The 14207-nt window shown below is 55.4% G+C and carries 15 protein-coding genes and 1 pseudogene; 9 read left to right on the top strand and 7 right to left on the bottom strand.

Annotation, left to right across the window (positions count from 1 at the left end):
- Positions 1 to 14: 14 nt before the first annotated feature.
- On the bottom strand, positions 15 to 926 hold the full coding sequence (locus tag ROA7450_RS17380; RefSeq protein ID WP_085807224.1) for a 2OG-Fe(II) oxygenase family protein: 912 nt from the start codon (positions 924 to 926) through the stop codon (positions 15 to 17).
- 380 nt (positions 927 to 1306) lie between these two features.
- The gene (locus ROA7450_RS17375) at positions 1307 to 3451 is read right to left on the bottom strand and encodes a DEAD/DEAH box helicase (RefSeq protein ID WP_370738216.1); all 2145 of its coding nucleotides are present in this window, start codon (positions 3449 to 3451) and stop codon (positions 1307 to 1309) included.
- A 254-nt stretch (positions 3452 to 3705) separates the two neighbouring features.
- Here ROA7450_RS17375 and ROA7450_RS17370 point away from each other — a divergent pair, with 254 nt between their 5' ends.
- From ROA7450_RS17370 to ROA7450_RS17355, 4 genes are all read left to right on the top strand, one after another.
- Positions 3706 to 5427 (top strand): amidohydrolase, encoded by a 1722-nt coding sequence (locus ROA7450_RS17370; protein WP_085807223.1) that lies wholly within the window; start codon positions 3706 to 3708, stop codon positions 5425 to 5427.
- 30 nt (positions 5428 to 5457) lie between these two features.
- Positions 5458 to 6270: an SDR family NAD(P)-dependent oxidoreductase gene (locus tag ROA7450_RS17365; RefSeq protein WP_085807222.1), complete on the top strand. Its 813-nt coding sequence runs from the start codon at positions 5458 to 5460 to the stop codon at positions 6268 to 6270.
- Positions 6271 to 6417: 147 nt separating this feature from the next.
- Positions 6418 to 6831 carry a hypothetical protein gene (locus tag ROA7450_RS17360; RefSeq protein WP_143534516.1) on the top strand — a complete coding sequence of 138 codons (414 nt, stop codon included), beginning with the start codon at positions 6418 to 6420 and terminating at the stop codon, positions 6829 to 6831.
- A gap of 71 nt (positions 6832 to 6902) precedes the next feature.
- Entirely contained in the window at positions 6903 to 7394 is a 492-nt protein-coding gene (locus ROA7450_RS17355) for a hypothetical protein (protein ID WP_085807220.1), read from the top strand.
- Positions 7395 to 7545: 151 nt separating this feature from the next.
- Here the strand turns inward: ROA7450_RS17355 and ROA7450_RS17350 are convergent, their stop codons facing one another.
- Positions 7546 to 7905 carry a nuclear transport factor 2 family protein gene (locus ROA7450_RS17350; RefSeq protein ID WP_268808483.1) on the bottom strand — a complete coding sequence of 120 codons (360 nt, stop codon included), beginning with the start codon at positions 7903 to 7905 and terminating at the stop codon, positions 7546 to 7548.
- A 324-nt stretch (positions 7906 to 8229) separates the two neighbouring features.
- Here ROA7450_RS17350 and ROA7450_RS17345 point away from each other — a divergent pair, with 324 nt between their 5' ends.
- Positions 8230 to 9630, top strand: coding sequence for an MFS transporter (locus ROA7450_RS17345; RefSeq protein ID WP_085807218.1), 1401 nt, complete (start codon positions 8230 to 8232; stop codon positions 9628 to 9630).
- A 166-nt stretch (positions 9631 to 9796) separates the two neighbouring features.
- Here the strand turns inward: ROA7450_RS17345 and ROA7450_RS17340 are convergent, their stop codons facing one another.
- Together ROA7450_RS17340 and ROA7450_RS17335 are read right to left on the bottom strand one after the other, a co-directional pair.
- A complete protein-coding gene (locus ROA7450_RS17340; RefSeq protein WP_085807217.1) occupies positions 9797 to 10204 on the bottom strand; it encodes a hypothetical protein in 408 nt (135 codons plus the stop codon).
- 9 nt (positions 10205 to 10213) lie between these two features.
- The gene (locus ROA7450_RS17335; RefSeq protein ID WP_085807216.1) at positions 10214 to 11416 is read right to left on the bottom strand and encodes a pyridoxal phosphate-dependent aminotransferase; all 1203 of its coding nucleotides are present in this window, start codon (positions 11414 to 11416) and stop codon (positions 10214 to 10216) included.
- Between the two features lie 111 nt (positions 11417 to 11527).
- On the opposite strand from ROA7450_RS17335, the gene ROA7450_RS17330 reads away from it, so the two are divergent.
- The 3 genes from ROA7450_RS17330 to ROA7450_RS17320 all read left to right on the top strand — a co-directional run bounded on the left by ROA7450_RS17330 (position 11528) and on the right by ROA7450_RS17320 (position 12774).
- The gene (locus tag ROA7450_RS17330; protein ID WP_085807215.1) at positions 11528 to 11926 is read left to right on the top strand and encodes a helix-turn-helix domain-containing protein; all 399 of its coding nucleotides are present in this window, start codon (positions 11528 to 11530) and stop codon (positions 11924 to 11926) included.
- The gene (locus tag ROA7450_RS17325) at positions 11919 to 12182 is read left to right on the top strand and encodes an FAD assembly factor SdhE (RefSeq protein WP_085807214.1); all 264 of its coding nucleotides are present in this window, start codon (positions 11919 to 11921) and stop codon (positions 12180 to 12182) included. Before ROA7450_RS17330 ends, ROA7450_RS17325 begins: the two co-directional genes overlap by 8 nt.
- A gap of 91 nt (positions 12183 to 12273) precedes the next feature.
- Complete coding sequence (locus ROA7450_RS17320) at positions 12274 to 12774, top strand: MarR family winged helix-turn-helix transcriptional regulator (protein WP_085807213.1); 501 nt, start codon at positions 12274 to 12276, stop codon at positions 12772 to 12774.
- Here the strand turns inward: ROA7450_RS17320 and ROA7450_RS17315 are convergent.
- Positions 12771 to 13484 carry a DUF1194 domain-containing protein gene (locus tag ROA7450_RS17315; RefSeq protein ID WP_085807212.1) on the bottom strand — a complete coding sequence of 238 codons (714 nt, stop codon included), beginning with the start codon at positions 13482 to 13484 and terminating at the stop codon, positions 12771 to 12773. The genes ROA7450_RS17320 and ROA7450_RS17315 overlap by 4 nt on opposite strands.
- Positions 13478 to 13900 (bottom strand): VOC family protein, encoded by a 423-nt coding sequence (locus ROA7450_RS17310; protein WP_085807211.1) that lies wholly within the window; start codon positions 13898 to 13900, stop codon positions 13478 to 13480. Before ROA7450_RS17310 ends, ROA7450_RS17315 begins: the two co-directional genes overlap by 7 nt.
- A gap of 171 nt (positions 13901 to 14071) precedes the next feature.
- Between ROA7450_RS17310 and ROA7450_RS20830 the strand changes: the two are divergent.
- Positions 14072 to 14207 (top strand): annotated as a pseudogene (locus ROA7450_RS20830) (FAD-dependent thymidylate synthase); the annotation flags it as partial.

The following is a 14207-nucleotide window of genomic DNA, read 5'->3' as shown; positions in this document are numbered from 1 at the left end:
GCGGTTAAGTGCTGTTAGAACGGTGCGAAACCGTCTGACTGGCCTGAGGGCTTTGCCCAGCGTTGATGCGGGTCGCTGGTTCCACCGGTCGCACCTTGCGGTGGGATCTGACCGTGGTCGCCATAGAGCCAGAGCACGAAGTTGTACCGTTCGCCGCGTGTGATCGGCTCGGACGCGTGGGGCACGCTGCCGTGGTGGATCAGCGCGGTGCCGGGGGTGAAGGACAGGCTTTGCACCCTGCGTGTTGTGCTGTCGATGAAGCTGACACCGGAGCCTGAAAAGTCCTCGCCCGGCAGGTTCAGGTTGATGTTCAGCGTGACGGCTGAGGCATCGGTGTGCGGGCGCAAAGACGTGTCCTTGTTTTCCTGCCAGCGGATCGAGAACCCGAAGGTCTGCGTATCGTAGCCCATCACATCGGGGAACAGGAGACGGGAAATCGGGCGCATGTAGGCGTCCATCAGATCATTGTAGAACGACTGAAATTGAGGCGCTGCAAGATAGCCTTCAGACCGCGGGTCGAGCATTGCACCACCCCGGTTCAATGAGATCCCATAGGGCGGGCGCAGGGGGATATCTGCATTTGCAACCTCATCCAGATAGTCGCGCAGAACAGGCAGGTGCTCTGGATCAAAGAATTGGGCCTGATAGACGCCGGGGAAAACCTCTTGCCACAGGTCTTTGACTGCCGTCTCTTTGGTCGGGTCCTCCCAGGCCTGTTCGATGGCGTCGCGCAGGCGAGGGTCATAGAGGTTGCGATCCAGCACGATGTTGCGCTGTGAAGCGGCATTTTCCCATTCTGTCCAAGCGTCCTTAAACAGGTCTTTGTTTTGGCCCCAAAAGCGTTGCACCGCTGGGGAACGTTGCAACATTGCGTCACGTGTGGGGCGTTCAACCGCACGTGCGCGTTCGAGTGAAGAAAGTGACATGGCCGGGCTTGGCTCCTCTTATATTTTCAGCGTTTTCGCTCAGAGGGCACAAGTATTGTATTCGATATCCAATGTAAGCGGTGTTGAATTTGATTTAGAATTCGGGAATTGGATATAATAAAGGCGTGCAAAACGCACAGCTTATGGGGGCTCAGTCCGTGGCACCCGGTGGGTTGTTCAAAGTCAATCCTTGCACGTAAGCAAGGCCGCGGGCCGCCGCGTGATCACCAGACCGCCTGCAGGGGCTGGCGATTTTGAGGTGTTGTGCGTTACGGCGATCTTTTTCGGACTAGGCGGATATAAATCGCGCTTAGCCGAATTTGCTTCGCCACTCCGCGGTCTGGCGATCACGCTCTGACTGGCTAATCCAGACCTGCGGATCACTTCCGGCGGGGTGGGGTGGTGCCGCCTTGTTTGCCGCCGGGTTTCGCCGCAGCGCGGGCTTTGTTCTTCTTGCTGTTGGGTTTGCCCTTTGGCGGTGGCGGGCCTTTGGGTTTGTTGCCAGGTTTACTACGGAGCGATTTGCTGGGGTCAGCGCTGAACTTGGGTTTGGAGGGGCCATCGCGTTTATCTGCGGGTTTTTCGTTGCCTTTGAATGGCGGCTTGCCTTTGCCCTTTGCTGGCGGACCTTTGCGATCTTGTGGTTTGGGCTTGCGTGAGCGTGGTTCGGGGGAGTCGTTCCAATCCGTTGGTGGGGTGCTTGCCGATTTCGACTTGGTGCGCGGCTTGGGGGCCGCAGCGTCATCGGCGTGCCATTTGTCTTTGCGTGGCGCTGGTTTGTCGTCGCGCTTGCGATCGTCCCGTTTATCAGAATTCCTATCTGGGCGCGGACCAGAACGGCGGTCGTCACGACGATCATCTCTGCGTCCGTCCCGGCGATCTGATCGATCAGAACGGGGTCCGCGTTTTTTGTCACCAAAGGCCGGACGAGGGGATTTGGCAATGACTGGGGGCGTGTCAAGCTGGGTCAGCGCGTCACCTTCAACGTTCAGGCCGGGGCCGAGCGCCTCAAGAAAGCCTGCAACACTGCTTTCGCGCAGTTCAATGAAGGATTCACTTTGTTGCACGCGGATCGCGCCGATGTCGTCCTTGGTGATGTTCCCAGCTTTGCACAGCATCGGCAGCAGGCGGCGGGGTTCGGCCTCGGCGTCGTGACCACCGGCCAGTGAGAACCAGACGCTGGGGCCAAAAGCCTCGCGCGGTTTTGGTTTTTCCCTTGCGTCAACGGCTGAGAGCTCTTCCGGGGCGGAATGGCGCGAGTGGTAAAGTTTGAGATAGGCCGAGGCCAGTTGCTCGGGCGTGAACTGCTCCATCAATTTGGCGATGGTGCCTTGATCTGAGTCTGCAATCTCTTCGTTCCAATGCGGATCGGCCAGCATGCGTGCTTCGTCGTTGGCTTTGACGGCATCTGCGGTTGGTGCGCCGTCCCAGCTGGCATTGAGTTTGGCCCATTTTAGCAGGCGTTCAGCCTTTTTGCGTGCTTTCGGGGGCACAATCAGAGCGCTGACACCCTTGCGACCAGCGCGACCGGTGCGGCCTGAGCGGTGAAGCAGGGTTTCGCTACCGGTGGGCAGTTCGGCGTGGACCACCAGATCCAGATTGGGCAGGTCAATCCCGCGTGCAGCCACATCGGTTGCCACGCAGACACGGGCGCGTCCGTCGCGCATCGCCTGCAAGGCGTGGGTGCGCTCGGATTGTGACAGTTCGCCTGACAGAGCCACAACAGAGAAACCACGGTTTGACAGTCGTGTGGTCAGACGGTTGACCATGGCGCGGGTGTTGCAGAATACGATGGCATTGGGCGCCTCGTAGAAGCGCAGGGTGTTGATGATCGCATTCTCAGAGTCGCGATCTGACACCATCATCGCGTGGTATTCGATGTCGGAGTGTTGGCTGTTTTCGGCCTTGGTCGTGATGCGAATGGCATCTTTTTGATAGTTCTTTGCCAGTGACCCGATGGAGTTCGGAACAGTGGCGGAAAACAGAAGCGTTTGACGTTCTTCCGGAGCTTCGCCGAGAATGAATTCGAGATCTTCGCGAAAGCCCAGATCCAACATCTCATCTGCTTCGTCCAGGACCACGGCGCGCAGCTCTGACAGATCGATTGAGCCGCGCATGATGTGGTCTCGCAGACGGCCGGGAGTGGCCACAACGACATGCGCACCGCGGGCCAGCGCCCGGCGCTCATCGCGCATGTCCATACCGCCAACACAAGAGGCAAGCGTTGCTCCGGCCTTGGCATAAAGCCAATCCAGCTCACGTTTGACCTGAAGGGCCAGTTCGCGCGTGGGCGCGATGATCAACGCCAGAGGCGCAGCGGCGGCGGCAAAGTGTTCGTCATCACCCAGCAATGTTGGTGCAATTGCCAAGCCAAAACCCAATGTTTTACCGGACCCGGTTTGTGCTGAGACCAGCAGGTCCTTGCCGATCAGATCAGCGTCCGAGACGGCGACCTGCACTTGGGTCAATGTATCATATCCGCGCTCATTCAGCGCGTCGGTCAGGGCTTGTTTCACGATAGGCATTTCTGTTTGCAGGGCAGCGGTGGCAGAGGATTGTTCGGGTCCACCGGGCCAAATCCCGTCAAGGGATCGGTTACGGATAAGAGAGTTGACGGCACATAGGCCGTTTCATGAGGAATGTATAGCAGGTTATTGGTGAAAACACAGCGTTCATGGGGTGACTGCCATCTTGCGCTGGCCTAACCAGACAAAGGTGTTGCCATCCCGGTGCTTTGGCGGTTGTCTGATGAAATATGTGCAAATGCCCGGAGTTGAGTATGACAAATTTTCTTTCTTCAAAGCTTTTCATCATTTCAACCGTTGCTTTTACGACCCTCACCTCGAACGTTTTTGCCCAAGATGCCGACACGATCTATAAAGGTGGCACAATCTTGACCATGGATGACGCGGCCCCGAGGATTGAAGCGGTTGCGGTGAAAGATGGGTTGATTCTGGCTGCTGGAGCTGCCGCTGATGTCGAAAGCCATCAAGGGGAAGCAACGCGTCTTGTCGATCTTGGTGGCGCTGCAATGCTGCCCGGATTTGTCGATAGCCATGGCCATGTTGCCGCTGGTGGGGGGATGCAAGCAACAGTTGCCGATTTGCTTGCGCCGCCAGATGGCGACGTGATCGATATCGCAAGTCTGCAGCAGAAATTGCGCGACTGGGCTGAGGACAACCCGGATCTGGTTGATGTTTCAGGACTTATCTTAGGCTTTGGCTACGATCCTGCACAGCTTGCGGAAAACCGGCATCCGACACGCGAGGATCTGGATGCGGTGTCGACAGAGCTGCCGGTGTACATTGTGCATCAGTCCGGCCACATCGGCGCGGGCAATAGCAAGGCGCTGGAACTGCTGGGGTATAGTGCCAATAGCGAAGACCCCGAGGGAGGGGTGATCCGGCGGATGCAGGACAGTCGCGAGCCTGATGGCGTGCTGGAAGGTAACGCGCATTTCGCGGGGCTATTCCAATTCAGTTTCAGTTTTGGCGAAGAAGGCCGCCTGCAGATGGGGCTGGCCGGGATCGACAGTTGGATCAGTTATGGCTTTACTACCGCGCAGGAAGGGCGGGCCGATCCGGCAACGATCAATATGCTGCAAACGCTGGCGGCGGCGGGCAAGATCAAGATTGATATCGCGATTTACCCGGATGTGATGATTGACCGAGAGATTGTCGAAAAACACCATTCGCGTGCGTACAAAAACCGCATCCGTATTGCCGGCGGTAAGCTGACCATCGACGGCTCACCGCAGGGCTTCACGGCTTTGCGGGATAAACCCTATTACGATCCGGTTGGCGATTATCCTGCAGGGTACTCTGGTTTGGCCTATGAGAGTGTTGAGACCATCAACGATATGTTCGATTGGGCTTATGAGAATGATATCCAGATGCTGAGCCATGCGAATGGCGAGGGCGCCTCGGATAGGTTGATTGCGGCCGTGGAACAGGCAGCCGCCAAACATGGGCTGGGGGATCGCCGGACCGTGCTGATTCACGGTCAGTTTCTGCGCGAAGATCAGGTCGATGCCTATCAGCGCCTCAAGGTGTTTCCATCGCTGTTTCCAATGCATACATTCTATTGGGGTGACTGGCACCGCGACCATACGGTTGGACCGGATGCGGCTGACAACATCTCGCCCACCGGGTGGTTTGCGAAACGCGGTATGAAGTTTGGCACGCACCACGATGCGCCTGTGGCCAACCCCAATTCGATGCGGGTGTTGGCTGCCACGGTGACGCGACGGACCCGGTCAGGCGATATATTGGGGCCGACGCAGCGGGTGGATGTGATGACCGCACTTAAAGCGATGACGATCTGGCCCGCTTACCAGCATTTTGAGGAAGACAAGAAAGGATCGATCGAAGTTGGAAAACTGGCAGACTTTGTGATCCTGTCTGAGGACCCGACGGCGGTAGACCCGGAGACACTGGCGGAGCTGACAGTGGTCGCGACGATCAAGGAAGACGTCGAAATTTACCGTGCAGCAGGAGAATGATCTGGACGCGGGGACTTGTGAGGACGTGGTATGACTCTTGCTGACAAAGTGGCACTGGTGACCGGTGGAGGTTCGGGCGTTGGTTTGGGTGTTGCCCGGCGGTTGGGGCAAGCGGGTGCAAAGGTGGCGATTGCTGCACGTGGTCTGGAGCGGCTTGAGGGTGCGGCGCAGGCTTTGCGTGATGAGGGCGTGGAGTGCCGCGCCTTTCAAGTGGATTTGACTGAAGAAGAACAGATCAAAGACCTGCTGGTGCATGTATCGCAGGCGTTTGGTGGTCTGAATACTCTGGTGAACAATGCCGGTTGCGGGCTGATGCATAGCCCATTGTCTGATAACGCCAGCACATCCGAGCGTTGGGACTTTTACCACAATGCTAATCTACGCTCGGCCTATTTGATGACCAGCCACGCCTTGCCCTATCTGGCGGCTGACCCCGGTGGGGCGGTGGTGAATATCTCCTCAACGGCTGCGTTTCAGGGCAGTTGGGGCCTATACGGCGTGGCCAAGGCCGGGGTCGAGGGGCTGACGCGGGCCTTTGCGTCAGAGGCGGCCCCCTTGGGCATCCGGGTGAACTGCGTGAGCCCCGGCTGGATCGCCACTTCTGAGCAACAACGGGCCGTGGTCGAACAAGATGCCGAGGCCGCGCCACCCTCGCTGCTGAACAGGATGGGCACGCCTGAAGAGATCGGCAATGCCGTTCGGTTTCTCGCCTCGGACGAGGCTTCGTTCATCACCGGCCAGACCTTGATTGTCGATGGGGGCATGGCAGTGGTGGATTACCCGTCGCAGTCAGCGCTCAACGAGATTGGTCGGCGCGGGGCTTCGAAACCGTCAAAACCATGACAATTCCCTTTGAAATCAATCGTCTTGGCGAAAACTGTGGCTCAGGGTAAGCTCTGCGCATGATACAAATTCTTTTTAAGCGACTTAAAAGCGAGATGAATCACGGTGATGATCAGATTTTTCAAGAAACCATTGCAGATTTTCACGATGCTGGCTGTCATTGTGTCCGCATCAAGTGCGTTAACTGACACATTTCCCTCGGTCACGGGGGTATGGGCGGGCTCGTACAGGGTGGCGTTTCCAGCGGACCATCCGAAATATCCGGACCAGTCTGTTGAGACATCGATGGAGTTGGATATTTACCAACAGGAGAGCAATCTGATCTGGGTGATCAACCGGTGGCGGCGCGATGCGAATGAGCCTTGGGTGGTTGAATATGCAACCGGCAGTTTCGACCTTGAGGACAGATCGGATCTGGTGATCACAGAGAAAGGCCCAGCTGAGAATGAACACGTGAATACAGGCGTGTTTACAGGTGAATTGGAAGACGGAGATCTCTATCTAAACTACATAGGGTTGGGGGATGGAATCACGTTTTCGGTTAAGCTTAGCCGTCAGTGAGTTATTGAAGCGCAGGACGTTTAAAACATCTCGCAGAACTGTCTGCGGCTGAATATGTACGGAGTTGAAAGATGAATGTATTGACCAAGGCAATAACCGGCATTTTGGCAGGAGTAATCGTTTCTGCGGGCGTGGCAACGGCTGAGACACAATATATGGATGACCGCTCGACCCCGGAAAAGCTGGTTCAAAGCTTTTACAACGCGATTAACAAAAAACAGTATGCGAGGGCGTATAGTTATTTTTCAGATGGTTTCGCGCCCAAGGATTATCAGGCTTGGGTCGATGGTTATGCCGCTACAAAATCGGTCTCGGCACAGTTTGGCGATGCAGTGCCAGATGCTGGCGCCGGGCAGATTTTTTGGGGGCTGCCCGTTGCGATTTCTGCGCTGCATACGGACGGAACAACTAAGGTTTATGGCGGTTGCTATATCATCCACCAAGTCAATCCCGGGATGCAATCAGATCCGCCGTTTCAAGGGATGTCAATTAATAGTGCAGAGTTGCACGCGTCAGACAAACCGGTCTACGAGTCGATTCCGAAAAGTTGCGATTCTGAGTGAGGCAGCTATGGAGAGACGCAACTCGGCTATGCAATGATGCGCCTTGGCTTAACCATGTATCGGTGAGCGAAACTCTCCAGACCCTAAACGCACCTCTCCCTCGGCCGTGGTATTTAGCGTAGAGGGCGATATATGAACTATTGCTGTGCGACTAGTCGAGGTTCACCACATTTGCGTTGGACCAATACGCCAGCAGTTTGGCAATCTGGTTGTGTTCGTCAAATTCGAACACATCGATAATATGCATTTCTTTGCCGTCCGAATGAGCGATAAAGGCGAAGGCTGCAGAGTTGCCTGCCAACCGCACCTGACCTTCAAGTTCCGCGTGTATTGAGCGGGTAAAGGGGCCATTTTTAAAGAATTCCAAGAGTGCCGCGCGACCGTCGATGCGTTTTGTGCCTACCGGGTCGAGGGCGACCACAGTATCGGAAAAGAGATCCGATATTGTGTTCAGATCGGACTCATTAAGAGCGCGAATATATCGATAAACAACTTCTGTTCTTTGCTCGATCTGATCGGGTGATAGAGCATTATTTGAAAGCCTGTCTTCAATGCTGGAAATCTAAAGTCTCCCTGTTGTGGAATTTCTGAAATCTATAATGAATTCTTAAACACCATTCTAAAATAATCAAACTGAAGTAATAATTGTTGGTGTCGGTCGGATACGTGCGAAGTCTAATGAAGGCAAGTGCTGGACAAGACGGCCTGAGAGTCCGTTCCCAAGAGCTGCGATTCCGATTGAAACGGTAGCGTTCACTAGGAGCCCAAGACAGGCATCAGCGTAGACGTAAGAAATCGCATAGATTAGGCTATATTCAATCAGTAGGAGCCGGTGATGACTGCAGATCGCGGAACGGCCCGCAAATGGTGGACCCTCATCGCCATGGCACTATCCGGCGGGTTGATCATGCTGGATGAGACCGTGGTTGGTATTGCGTTACCGACGTTGCGAAATGATCTCAACATGTCCCAGACGAGCGCTCATTGGGTCATCAGTATCTATATGCTTGTCTTTGCATGCTGCGCTGCGGCTGGTGGACGGTTGGGAGATATCGTCGGATTTCGCAAACTCTTGATCATCGGAGCTGCCCTGTTTGCCTTGGGATCGCTGGCCTGCGGTCTCGCCTCAGACGGTGTGATGTTGATCGCCGCGCGGGCTGTACAAGGGCTTGGGGCGGCCGCAATTTTTCCGATGACGGTTGCGATGATCATGGTTGTTTTTCCCAAAGATCAGCGCGGTATAGCAATAGGCACGCTGGCCGCGATCAGTACGGTGTTTCTGGCACTGGGTCCTATTGTTGGCGGTTATCTAAGTGAGGTTGTGTCGTGGCGTTGGATCTTCTGGATCAACGTACCTGTCGTTGTCGCTGCGACCGCGATTGTCGTTGTCGCGTTCCCGCGCCAACCGAGCCGCGATGCCCGCGAACGGTTTGACACCTCGGGGTTTGTGACGCTGACCGCAGGATTGACCCTTTTGGTTTTCTCCATCATGCAAGGTCCGACTGTCGGCTGGATCAGCGGTCTTATCCTTGGATGTTTTGCTGGCGGGGTATTTCTTTTGATCGGGTTCATCCTGATCGAGGCAAGAAAAAACGCGCCGCTCATCGATGTGAGCCTCTTCAGACTCAAAGCATTCAGTGCCGCCAATCTGATCATTTTCACGGGGCAGTATTCTAAAATCACAATCGTCGTCTTTGGAGCGCTTTATTTTCAGGATAAACTCGGAATGCAGCCCATTGTGGCAGGAGCCACGCTGCTTTTGGCGGTCGTTGGGTTTCCGTTCCTTTCAACAGCTGTCGGCCGAATGGCCGATAACACCGGCGCCCGGCGACTGGTCTTGAATGGCCAGATGGTCGCTACAGCTGCAATGTTCCTGATCGCCCTGACGGCGCAAAGTGAAGGTCTTAAATGGATGGTCGCAGGTCTCGTGCTTTGGGGCTTGGGAATGCCTTTTGTCTATGCCCCCGTCCTGCGGGAAATGGCGAATGCAGTTCCAGTTCAAAAACAAGGGCAGGTGGGCGGCATAGGCGTGAGCTTCCGTTTGCTGGGCGGTGCTGTTGCAACCGCCATCAGCAGCAGCATTTTATCCGTTTCAGGTAATTTTCAGTTGGTGTTCTTTTCAACCGCTATCTTGATGCTGGTCGCTTTGCTGTTTGGTTTTATGGGACTGACCCGCGATGCGCCCCAGCCTGTGGCAGACCGATCTTTGCAGGACCAGAACAATGACGTTATATAGTACCTTTGACGGCAGCTTTGCGACCTCTTGAGGCCCCAGGATTTGCGACACCAACTGACATGATAGACCTGAAGGTTTGAGGCTTGATCTGCGACGCATATCAGCCGGTCAATGCTTGAGTGAAGAACACCCCCGTCTCGTATTCGGAAATTTGTTCATTATCCGCCTATTTTTGGCCCTTCATCAGCCGGTCGGCCTTTTTGCGAACCAAGGTCGAGCGCAGGTCGTGCATGGCCAGCAAGAGGGCGTCGGTGACGTCTTCGAGTTGGTCATCTGTGGCGCGGGACTGGGCCCAGTGGGTGGTCAAGTTCAGGTAGTCGACCGCGCGGTGGATGTCGTCGATGTCGCGTTTGGCCAGCAGTTCGGTGCGTTCCGCCATCCATTTGTCGATGGTCGCCTTGTCCTCGGTGGTCAGTTCGCGGTCGCCATGCGGTTTGATCTGACCGTTCTTGATGTTGACGACGGCGATCTGATCCATCTCGATCCGCTGGTGGCGGTTTTCGGTGTCGATGCGAAAGACAAACGCACCGTTTTCACGAACTCGGAAATAATACTCGGGGAGCTGGTGCGCCATCGAAAACCTTTACGTCAAACTTGCACAGAAGTTCTGAATGCGTTTGCAGGCCTCTGTCAAGGCTTCGTCCGAAGTGGCGTAGCTGACCCGGAAGTTTGGCGAGAGACCAAAGGCTGCGCCAAAGACGATGGCGACATCTGCCTCTTCCAGCAGTGCGATAGCGAAATCTTCGTCGGTGCTAATGGCTGTGCCCTTGGGGGTGGTTTTGCCGATCAGCCCGGCGATCGAGGGGTAGACGTAAAACGCGCCTTCGGGTGTCGGGCAGGTGACGCCATCGATGGCACTGAGCATAGAGACAGCGATGTCGCGGCGCCGGACGAACTTCTCGTTGTTGGGCGCAAGGAAGTCTTGCGTGCCGTTGAGGGCCTCTACCGCGGCCCATTGGCTGACCGAGCAGGGATTTGACGTTGATTGCGACTGAACCTTTCGCATGGCACGGATCAATTCGACGGGACCAGCGGCATAGCCAATGCGCCAACCGGTCATGGCATAGGCTTTGGAGACACCATTGCAGGTCAGTGTACGCTCGTACAGGCCGGGTTCGACTTGTGCCGGGGTGCAGAATTCGAAATCGTCATAGGCCAGATGTTCATACATGTCGTCCGTCATCACCCAGACATGCGGATGGCGCATCAACACATCGGTCAGGGCTTTGAGCTGCTCCCTGCTGTAGCCCGCGCCGGTGGGGTTGGAGGGCGAGTTGAAGATGAACCATTTGGTGTTGGGGGTGATGGCGGCCTCAAGCTGTTCAGCCGTCAGTTTGAAGCTGCTTTCCAGTGAGGTTTCCACGATCACCGGCGTGCCGCCCGCCAGCAGCACCATGTCGGGGTAGCTGACCCAATAGGGCGCGGGGATGATCACCTCGTCACCTTCGTTCAGCGTCGCCATCAGCGCGTTATACAGTGTCTGCTTGCCTCCAGTGCCGACCGAGACCTGCGCCGGGGTGTAATCCAACCCGTGGTCGCGTTTCATCTTGGTGCAGATCGCTTGTTTCAGTTCCGGAATGCCATCTGGCGCCGTGTATTTGGTTTTGCCCGCGGCAATCGCGGCAACAGCGGCGTCCTTGATGTTTTGCGGCGTGTCGAAATCCGGCTCTCCGGCGCTCAGCCCGATGACATCGCGACCTGCGGCCTTGAGCTCGGTTGCTTTGGCGGTCATCGCGATGGTCGGGGATGGTTTGACGCGTGATAGTGTCGCGGAAAGGAAATCCATGTCGCACTCCGGTTGGAAATTGAGCCTGCACCTGTCATATGATTGCCGTGATCTCGGATCAAGCACAGTTGATCCAAATTGGACAATGATATTTTGATAGAGGGTTTTTTAATGGGCGCTGAAGTAACGCAAGACTGGTTTGATCCAGAGACTACCACCTATGGGGACCGCATCGCAGGGGCACGTGAGCAGGCTGGCATGAGTCAGGATGATTTTGCAGAACGTCTTGGTGTGAAACTTGAAACCCTCAAGGCTTGGGAAGAGGATCTGTCCGAGCCGCGCGGGAACAAGTTGCCGCGTATGGCTGGCTTGTTGAATGTCTCATTGGCGTGGTTACTGGTTGGTGAAGGTGATGGGCCTGAAACGCCTGCGGCCGAATTGGCGCAGGGGGCTGTTGAATTAATTGCGGAATTCGAAGCCATTCGCAGCCAAGTGACCGCGGCGGCTGAGCGCCTGGAGCGTCTCGAGCAAAACCTTCGGTCCTTACTGAAAGGTGCCGACCTTGGCTGAGACGGCAGAAAACCGGCTCAAACGCCTGCAGATGCGATCAATGCGCCGTGGGATCAAGGAAATGGACATCATTCTGTCGCGATATGCGCAGGCGCGGTTGCAGGAATTGGGTCCGGCTGAGCTTGACCTCTATGACGACCTGCTATCGGAAAATGATCAGGATTTGTATCAGTGGGTGACGGGACAGAATGCGGGGCCTGATGTCTATTCTAACCTGATTGCGGATATCGCTACCGTGGCGGGTGCAGGAAAGTAGATAGAATTTTAGGCACTATTGGTGCAGTTTAACCGATTGTTGGGCATTTACATTCAAGGTGTCTCTGAGCAGGTTTGTTTGGAGACGAGTTATGAGTGTGCCCGCCCCCCTTGGCCTTTCTGAAAAACAGCAGGGCTTTGTGATTGGATATCTTGATACATTGGCATTGGTTGAGCGATTGCATCGGCTTTTGCTGGATGTGATCAAGGACGAGTTTGAGCGCGTGAACCTGTTGGAGGTTAACGCCGTGCAGGCGCTGCTGCTGTTCAATATCGGCGACAACGAGGTGACAGCAGGAGAGTTGAAAACTCGCGGGTATTATCAGGGTAGCAATGTCAGTTATAATCTCAAAAAATTGGTTGAAATGGGATATATGCACCATCAGCGTTGCGAGATGGACCGTCGGTCTGTGCGAGTGCGCTTGACCGAAAAGGGCCGTCATATTCGGGATGCGGTCGGCCAATTGTTTGAGCGCCATGCCGAAGGCCTGCAGGGCAAAGGTGTTCTGGGAACTGATGGAATTGATCAGATCACCACATCCCTGCGCCGGGTAGAGCGGTATTGGATGGATCAGATCCGCTATATTTACTAGCCGCCTTGCGTTCGGTTCGGGTGCTTCAGGTGCCCGACAGCCAACTCATTGATCTCGCGAAACAGTTTGCGGGTCATTGCGGTTTTGAATTCTTCAAACCCGTTGGCAATGATCAGAAAAGCCCCCGAGCCGCGCAATATTCTGTTTCGGTAAAAGTCGGCCACATTGGGGCTTTCCCCCAGCAAGACCAATCCGTTCACGACAACCCCGTCAAATGGGAAATTGCGATAGGCGGCGAGCGGTCCATAACCGTGATTGTTGACGCCGTCGCCTGAGACATCAATCACCTGGCGGCGACAATCTGGTGCACGTTTTAGAACCAAAGCGCCATAGCCAAGAGCCTGCCCGACGGAGGTTGGAAAATTGTCGTGGCTGCGGGACATCTTGGCCAAGATCGCGACGGCCTGATCAATGTCTGCGTGGTTGCGCAGCAGGCTCCAGTCCAGATGCAGTTTTTGCTGATTGAAGCCGCTCCATTCATAAACCGCCAGAGCCACATGCCCGTTGCCACCTTGCAAAATCGCATGTCGCACATCAGGGGCATTCAGAGCTGCAGCCAGACCCAACCTTTGTAGGTCGTATTCGTTCGCATCCACGGATGAGGACACGTCGAGCGCCAAAACCAGCGCAAGGCGACAGTTCGCCTGCGCAAGCCCGGCCCAGAAAGTGGCCACAAAAAAGGCGGCCAATATGGCCGTCCACCTTACCATGTTCCGGTATTTTCCATGCTGGCCCAAGGCTCGGCCGGGGCAAGCGCTTTGTCCGCTTGCAGCAATTCGATTGAGATGTTGTCAGGGCTTTTGACAAAGGCCATCCACCCATCGCGTGGCGGGCGGTTGATCTCGACGCCATTGTCCGACAGGTGCTGGCACATCTCGTAGATGTTTTCGACCTCATAAGCGAGGTGGCCAAAGTTTCGACTGTCATCGGGCAGGGCATCGTCGCCATCCCAATTATACGTCAACTCAACCGGGCATTCTTCTTGCCCCTCCGGGGCCATGAAAACCAGCGTGAATCGCCCGCCTTCGTTGTCCCAGCGGCGGGTTTCTTTCAGGCCCAACAAGCCATAAAACTTGATCGATTCTTCCAGGTCCTTAACCCGGACCATTGTGTGCAGATAGCGCATGTTGCCCTCATTGACGATAACTCCCTTGCAACAATAGTGCGTTGAAGGAGGCTGTCGACCCTCGTTGCACTAAGATCGAATATTTCCCTGATTTGGCTGTTCAGATCTCTTTGCCTGCCAGATATAGTAATTCTTGAATCATAAGAGCATTGGCATTGAGGGGGCCTTGACATGGTATTGAGCGTCGAGCAGCAGGCGGAGATTGATGAGCTTCGGGCAGCACCGCAGCAGACCTTGCGGGTGGTCTCGGAAGGGATGGAAAAGCATCTTTATAGCGCGCATCCGGTGCTGGATCACGGCTTTGTCC

It is taken from the genome of Roseovarius albus (genome assembly GCF_900172335.1).
GTDB classification, from domain to species: domain Bacteria; phylum Pseudomonadota; class Alphaproteobacteria; order Rhodobacterales; family Rhodobacteraceae; genus Roseovarius; species Roseovarius albus.
The sequence above is the reverse complement of the archived record's forward strand: the minus strand, read 5'-3'. Positions and strand labels throughout refer to the sequence as shown.

Excerpts from the sequence above, each read along its gene's own strand:
- ROA7450_RS17380 (WP_085807224.1), bottom strand. The coding sequence starts at position 926 with ATGTCACTTTCTTCACTCGAACGCGCACGTGCGGTTGAACGCCCCACA.
- ROA7450_RS17375 (WP_370738216.1), bottom strand. The coding sequence starts at position 3,451 with ATGCCTATCGTGAAACAAGCCCTGACCGACGCGCTGAATGAGCGCGGA.
- ROA7450_RS17370 (WP_085807223.1), top strand. The coding sequence starts at position 3,706 with ATGACAAATTTTCTTTCTTCAAAGCTTTTCATCATTTCAACCGTTGCT.
- ROA7450_RS17365 (WP_085807222.1), top strand. The coding sequence starts at position 5,458 with ATGACTCTTGCTGACAAAGTGGCACTGGTGACCGGTGGAGGTTCGGGC.
- ROA7450_RS17360 (WP_143534516.1), top strand. The coding sequence starts at position 6,418 with ATGCTGGCTGTCATTGTGTCCGCATCAAGTGCGTTAACTGACACATTT.
- ROA7450_RS17355 (WP_085807220.1), top strand. The coding sequence starts at position 6,903 with ATGAATGTATTGACCAAGGCAATAACCGGCATTTTGGCAGGAGTAATC.
- ROA7450_RS17345 (WP_085807218.1), top strand. The coding sequence starts at position 8,230 with ATGACTGCAGATCGCGGAACGGCCCGCAAATGGTGGACCCTCATCGCC.
- ROA7450_RS17340 (WP_085807217.1), bottom strand. The coding sequence starts at position 10,204 with ATGGCGCACCAGCTCCCCGAGTATTATTTCCGAGTTCGTGAAAACGGT.
- ROA7450_RS17335 (WP_085807216.1), bottom strand. The coding sequence starts at position 11,416 with ATGGATTTCCTTTCCGCGACACTATCACGCGTCAAACCATCCCCGACC.
- ROA7450_RS17330 (WP_085807215.1), top strand. The coding sequence starts at position 11,528 with ATGGGCGCTGAAGTAACGCAAGACTGGTTTGATCCAGAGACTACCACC.
- ROA7450_RS17320 (WP_085807213.1), top strand. The coding sequence starts at position 12,274 with ATGAGTGTGCCCGCCCCCCTTGGCCTTTCTGAAAAACAGCAGGGCTTT.
- ROA7450_RS17315 (WP_085807212.1), bottom strand. The coding sequence starts at position 13,484 with ATGGTAAGGTGGACGGCCATATTGGCCGCCTTTTTTGTGGCCACTTTC.
- ROA7450_RS17310 (WP_085807211.1), bottom strand. The coding sequence starts at position 13,900 with ATGCGCTATCTGCACACAATGGTCCGGGTTAAGGACCTGGAAGAATCG.